General features: G+C 46.0%; 8 protein-coding genes. 2 read left to right on the forward strand and 6 right to left on the reverse strand.

The genetic code is table 11. From position 1 onward, the window contains the following. Positions 1-307: 307 nt before the first annotated feature. From L870_RS0106680 to L870_RS0106705, 6 genes are all read right to left on the reverse strand, one after another. Positions 308-658 carry a thioredoxin family protein gene (locus L870_RS0106680; RefSeq protein ID WP_028517490.1) on the reverse strand — a complete coding sequence of 117 codons (351 nt, stop codon included), beginning with the start codon at positions 656-658 and terminating at the stop codon, positions 308-310. 12 nt (positions 659-670) lie between these two features. Next, positions 671-1,633 carry a permease gene (locus L870_RS0106685; protein WP_051411449.1) on the reverse strand — a complete coding sequence of 321 codons (963 nt, stop codon included), beginning with the start codon at positions 1,631-1,633 and terminating at the stop codon, positions 671-673. 35 nt (positions 1,634-1,668) lie between these two features. Next, on the reverse strand, positions 1,669-2,112 hold the full coding sequence (locus L870_RS0106690; protein ID WP_028517492.1) for a C-GCAxxG-C-C family protein: 444 nt from the start codon (positions 2,110-2,112) through the stop codon (positions 1,669-1,671). Between the two features lie 74 nt (positions 2,113-2,186). Further along, positions 2,187-2,495, reverse strand: coding sequence for an ArsR/SmtB family transcription factor (locus L870_RS0106695; RefSeq protein WP_028517493.1), 309 nt, complete (start codon positions 2,493-2,495; stop codon positions 2,187-2,189). A 77-nt stretch (positions 2,496-2,572) separates the two neighbouring features. Further along, positions 2,573-3,139, reverse strand: a complete 567-nt coding sequence (locus L870_RS0106700; protein WP_028517494.1) for a chromate transporter — start codon at positions 3,137-3,139, stop codon at positions 2,573-2,575. Beyond that, positions 3,126-3,689 carry a chromate transporter gene (locus L870_RS0106705; protein WP_028517495.1) on the reverse strand — a complete coding sequence of 188 codons (564 nt, stop codon included), beginning with the start codon at positions 3,687-3,689 and terminating at the stop codon, positions 3,126-3,128. Before L870_RS0106705 ends, L870_RS0106700 begins: the two co-directional genes overlap by 14 nt. Before the next feature lie 130 nt (positions 3,690-3,819). On the opposite strand from L870_RS0106705, the gene L870_RS0106710 reads away from it, so the two are divergent. Beyond that, entirely contained in the window at positions 3,820-4,551 is a 732-nt protein-coding gene (locus L870_RS0106710) for a DUF134 domain-containing protein (protein ID WP_028517496.1), read from the forward strand. Then, positions 4,551-5,360 (forward strand): MBL fold metallo-hydrolase, encoded by an 810-nt coding sequence (locus L870_RS0106715; RefSeq protein WP_028517497.1) that lies wholly within the window; start codon positions 4,551-4,553, stop codon positions 5,358-5,360. The genes L870_RS0106710 and L870_RS0106715 overlap by 1 nt, the downstream gene beginning before the upstream one ends. Positions 5,361-5,481: the final 121 nt, after the last annotated feature.

Below are 5,481 nucleotides of genomic sequence, written 5' to 3' on the forward strand. Positions count from 1 at the left end.
ACACATTAACGTGAATATCACGCCAGCTTAGTATTCTGCGCTTCGTAGACTTCGCGTAAAGGTATTCTTTAGCATCGTCCAGATTCAGCGTAAAATAGCCAATTTGAGTATATTTTGGAATTACTTTCCTTTGTTGATTGCAGCCTGTACTGCGGATAGTGTGGCTATCAAAAAGCGGTTAATAAAAGGCTATTTTTCACCGCAAATTTGATACGTCAAAAGTCATCCATTGTCAGCAGTTATAATTACAAAAAACAAAAGCAGGAACAGATAAGAAAGGCAGCCATTATGGCTGCCTTCAGTCGTGTCATTTGCCTATAAGCTTTAATATCTCTGCAGGCTTCAAAGTCTTACCAGAGGAAACGAGCTTCTCATTGACAACGAGCGCAGGCATTGACATTGCACCGTACTCCATGATCTTCTGCAAGTCGGTGACATACTCGACCTCGATGCCCATACCTTCAACTGCTTTGACAGTATTGTCATAAAACTGATGGCAGGCTTTGCATCCAGAACCGAGTACCTTGATACAGCAGATACCGTCAACAGATTCGCCGCAGCAAGCAGATGATGTTTCACTTGTAGTCTGCTCTCCGCCGCAACAGCAGCACAGAGCTTCAGATTTCTTCTCTTCCTTTTTCTTACCGAATAACGCCATGAAAGTACCCTCCTAAATAATGTAATTCTGAGTGAGATTAAAGAAATACCCCACAAAGATAATTCCAACCGTACAGATAGCGATAAAAACGCCAAGCAGCTTAGGCTTTATTGCCTTTTTAAGCATTATCATCGACGGCAGCGAGAGCGTGATAACGCCCATCAAAAAAGCGATAACTACGCCTAGATTTGCTCCTTTTGCGACAAGCGCTTCTGCAATAGGAATACAGCCGAATATGTCTGCATACATCGGTACGCCGCATATCGCTGCAAGGATAACTCCGAAAGGATTTCCGGTGCCAAGAACGTTTACTATCCATTCCTCAGGTATCCAGTTGTGGATGATCGCTCCGATACCTACGCCTGCTATAATATAGGGCAGGACCTTCTTTGCCGTTCCCGCAACTTGCTCCCAGGCGTATTTCATTCTATCACACTTTGTCAGTTCATTCTGCGGAGTATCTATGCTCATGCCGTTGCGGATAAACTCCTCCACCTGATCTTCAAGGTGCAGTTTTTCTATAAGCGTACCGCCTGCGACCGCGATAACAAGTCCCACTATCACGTAGATAACGGCGACCTTCCAGCCAAATATGCTCATCAGCAGGACAAGCGAGCCTAAGTCCACCATCGGTGAGGATATAAGAAATGAAAACGTAACTCCCAACGGAAGCCCTGCGCTTGTGAAGCCCATAAACAGCGGTATCGAGGAGCATGAGCAGAACGGCGTAACTGTGCCGAGCAAAGCTGCAATACAGTTTGCGCCGATACCGTGAAATCTGCCGAGTATCTTTTTTGTGCGTTCGGGCGGAAAATAGCTCTGTATATAGGTTATCACGAAAATCAGAACGCCGAGCAGTACCGTGATTTTTACCGTATCATAGATGAAGAATTGCAGGCTGCCGCCGAGCTTGCTCTCGGTATCAAGACCGCAGGCATTCAGCAGGGAGCCGATTAGCCTGTTCAGCCATTTCATTCCGAAAACTTCATCCTGTATAAAGTCCCACACGCTTAACTCTCACCTACAAGCATTCCTGTCAGTATCTCTGCCGCCGTCCTTACCATTTCAGGACAGAGCGTTCTGAACAGACCGTTTGACAGTGCAAAATTCTTACCCTCCTCAGTTCTGAGGTCGCAGCCGAGAATGTCCCTACAGATATACGAGCCCTTACGCTTCTCGAACTCGTCAAGGAACTTAACTGCCATAGCGCCGCTTTTTGCACGGCTTTCAGTGTCGCTGAGTTCAAACTGACCGTACTTCATTCCGAGAACCATGAGAGCACCCGTACAAGCTCCGCAGACCTCTCCCTTGCACATTCCTCCGCCAAAGCAAGCTCCGATTTGAAGAGCCTGTTTTTCGGTAACGCCGAACTGCTCCGCAAACGCTGCAAATACCGCCTGCGAACACTTATAGCCATTCTCATAATACTGTACTGCTTTTGAAACATTATCCATTTTCTTTTCCTCCGATAGTTATATTTAGATATATCGATTTGTAGTTGCTGTTTAAAGCCGTATGGTCATACGGCTTATTTATTACAGCATTTACACTCGCTTTCGTTTACTGCCGTGATCTCTTTCAGGCAGTCCATAGCGACTTTTGCTCCCTCTGCTGAAATAGAGTAGTGCATCCACTTCCCCTCTTTTCTGCCGACCACAAGTCCGCTGTCGCAGAGTACCTTCATATGGTGAGAGAGTGTCGGTTGACTCAAATGAAGCTCCTCAAGGAGATGACAGGCACATAGTTCGCCGTTTTGCAGGATTCTAAATATCTGCACTCTGTTTTCATCGCACAGGGCTTTGAATATCACAGTGATCTGCTTGTTTGAAAGCTCCACGTTCTCACCTCACATCGAAGATTTTCTATATTATATCATACACATAGAAAAATGTCAATATGTTTTTCTAAATTCTATTATAATCCCAATCCGTACCCTGCACCTAACCCTATCACCGCAGACAGCAGAATGATCTTGATCGGGTGTACCTTTTTGAACGCAAGCACGGTGGTAACAGCGAATAATCCGAGAAATACCCAGAAGCTCGCAGAAGAAAAAACAGATATGCTTAAACCTGCCGGAAAGAACACCGTCCTCGCAACAGATATAAAGGCTGCACCTATCATTCCTACCACCGCAGGCTTTAATCCCGACATGATACCGCCCACCGCTTTGCTTTTCTTGTACTTTTCAAAGCACTTTGCGATGATAAGTATGATGATAAAGGACGGCAAAACTATACCGAGGGTAGCTATTATCGCCCCTAAAACGCCGCCTGTTCTGATACCTACAAAGGTCGCCATATTGACTGCAAGGGGGCCGGGCGTGCTTTCGCTAAGAGCAACGAAATCCACAAGCTCTTCCTGCGTCAGCCAGCCGTGACGTTCTGCTTCCGCCTGTATCATAGCGATCATAGCGTATCCTCCGCCAAAGGTGAACGCCCCTATTTTCAGAAAGACAAGAAACAACTCAATCAGCGCCATTGCTCTGCTCCTTTCTGTTAAGGATTGACCACAGTAGACCGAACAATCCGCATCCGATAATGACAAATACGGCGTCTATTTTCAGGAAAGCAGTCAGAACAAGAGAAAGTCCCATGATCGCATAGGAAAATGGCTTCTTTTTCTTCTTCACCGATTTGAACATCATCCATAGTGCTTTCAGTATCAGTGCAAGTACGGCTGCACGGATACCCATGAAAGCATAGCGTACGGCTTTGATGCTCTGAAACTGCGTTAATATCAGGGATATAAGCGAGATTATAAAAAACGAGGGCAGGACAACGCCGAGGGTTGCCATACACGCCCCAAGAAAGCCCGATGTCTTATATCCTACAAAGGTTGCGGCATTGATAGCGATCGGTCCGGGCGTTGACTCAGAGATTGCAACAATATCGGTGATATCCTTTTCATTCAGCCATTTTTTGTTTTCGCAAACTTCCTTCTGTATCAGCGGTATCATCGCATAACCGCCGCCAAAGGTAAAAGCCCCGATCTTCATAAAGGTCAGGAACAGATCAAGATTCTTATTCATGGTATCACTCCTACAAAGAAATTATACCAAATGAAGCAGTAACCGTCAATATCATAAAATGCCAAGAATATACTTGACATAAGTCGATAAATATGTTATAATCGACATAAGTCAGAAAGGAGATGCTGTTATGCCAAGACCTCAAAAATCACGCCGTATCTGTTGTTACCCCGATTACTGGAGCTTTGCGCCCGATCAGGATACAGCAAACGATACTGTCGTTATTTCGCTTGACGAATTTGAAACGATACGTCTGATTGATTATCATTCGAAAACGCAGGAGCAGTGCGCTCAGGAGATGAACGTAGCAAGAACGACCGTCACGGCGATCTATGATACTGCAAGAAAAAAACTCGCACAGGCTTTGGTCGAAGGCAGACGCATCGTCATTTCGGGCGGAAACTATACTCTTGATAACATGATCTCAGAGGAGATCACACGGAAAGGAAGCACTATTATGAGAATCGCAGTAACCTATGAAAACGGACAGATCTTTCAGCATTTCGGCAGAACTGAACAGTTTAAGCTCTATGACGTTGCTGACGGTAAGATTATTAACGAGCAGGTAGTCGGAACAATGGGTGCAGGACATGGCGCTCTTGCGGGTTTCCTGAAAAACGCTCAGGCTGACGTTCTGATCTGCGGAGGTATCGGCGGAGGCGCACAGATGGCTATGCAGGAGGCAGGAATCGCTCTTTACGGCGGAAACATAGGAAGTGCAGATGAGGCAGTTGCTGCTTTTCTTGCACAGACTCTTGAACAGAACTCCAATCCGACCTGCGATCATCACGATCATGAACACGGTGAAGGACATTCCTGCGGAGATCATGGCTGCGGCACGCACAGCTGCGGTAATCACTGATGAGAATTGTAACCCTTGTAGAGAATACCTGCGGACATGAAGGCTGTATCGCCGAGCACGGCCTGTCTATATATATTGAGACTGAAAAGCATAAATTGCTGCTTGACACGGGACAGACCGACGCAGTCGTGAAGAACGCGGAAGTCCTCGGGATTGATCTGTCCTTAGTCGATACGGTAATACTCAGCCACGGACACTATGACCATTCCGGCGGTATCCTGCCGTTTTCGCAGGTAAACCATACTGCAAAGATAATCATGCAGAGAAAAGCCACCGAACCGCATTTCAACGGTGAACGCTATATCGGCATAGATACGGATATTCTGAAACTGCCGGATGTTCAGCTCATTGACGGCGATGTTCAGCTTGACGATGACCTGTTCCTGTTCAGCGGTATCATCGGCAGACGATGCTATCCTCAGGGAAATCACAAGCTATCCCGTATGGAAAACGGTGTAAAGGTCCCCGATGATTTTGCGCATGAACAGTGCCTTGTCATCACACAGAACAGCAGGCGCTGGCTGCTTTCGGGCTGTTCGCATAACGGTATCCTCAATATCCTCGATCGATACAGGGAGATATTCGGAAACGCTCCAGACTATGTTGTTACCGGCTTTCACATGATGAAGAAAGACGGCGAGCATACCGAAAAAGAAAAAGCAGTCATCATTCAGACAGCAGAGGAGCTTGCAAAAATGGACACTGTATTTTACAGCGGACATTGCACAGGTATCCCTGCATTTGAACTGATGAAAGAGATAATGGTAGATAAGCTCATTGCTTTGCACAGCGGAGAAGAAATACTATAACAAAAAAGCTCTCACAGCCGAAACTGTGAGAGCCTTATTGTTTTATTCAGATAAACACATTAACGTGAATATCACGCCAGCTTAGTATTCTGCGCTTCGTAGACTTCGCGTAAAGGTATTC

This window comes from Ruminococcus flavefaciens ATCC 19208 (assembly GCF_000518765.1).
Classification (GTDB): domain Bacteria; phylum Bacillota; class Clostridia; order Oscillospirales; family Ruminococcaceae; genus Ruminococcus; species Ruminococcus flavefaciens.

Bases quoted from the DNA above. Each gene is read 5' to 3' on its own strand.
- L870_RS0106680 (WP_028517490.1), bottom strand. From the start codon at position 658: ATGGCGTTATTCGGTAAGAAAAAGGAAGAGAAGAAATCTGAAGCTCTG.
- L870_RS0106685 (WP_051411449.1), bottom strand. From the start codon at position 1,633: ATGAAATGGCTGAACAGGCTAATCGGCTCCCTGCTGAATGCCTGCGGT.
- L870_RS0106690 (WP_028517492.1), bottom strand. From the start codon at position 2,112: ATGGATAATGTTTCAAAAGCAGTACAGTATTATGAGAATGGCTATAAG.
- L870_RS0106700 (WP_028517494.1), bottom strand. From the start codon at position 3,139: ATGGCGCTGATTGAGTTGTTTCTTGTCTTTCTGAAAATAGGGGCGTTC.
- L870_RS0106705 (WP_028517495.1), bottom strand. From the start codon at position 3,689: ATGAATAAGAATCTTGATCTGTTCCTGACCTTTATGAAGATCGGGGCT.
- L870_RS0106710 (WP_028517496.1), top strand. From the start codon at position 3,820: ATGCCAAGACCTCAAAAATCACGCCGTATCTGTTGTTACCCCGATTAC.
- L870_RS0106715 (WP_028517497.1), top strand. From the start codon at position 4,551: ATGAGAATTGTAACCCTTGTAGAGAATACCTGCGGACATGAAGGCTGT.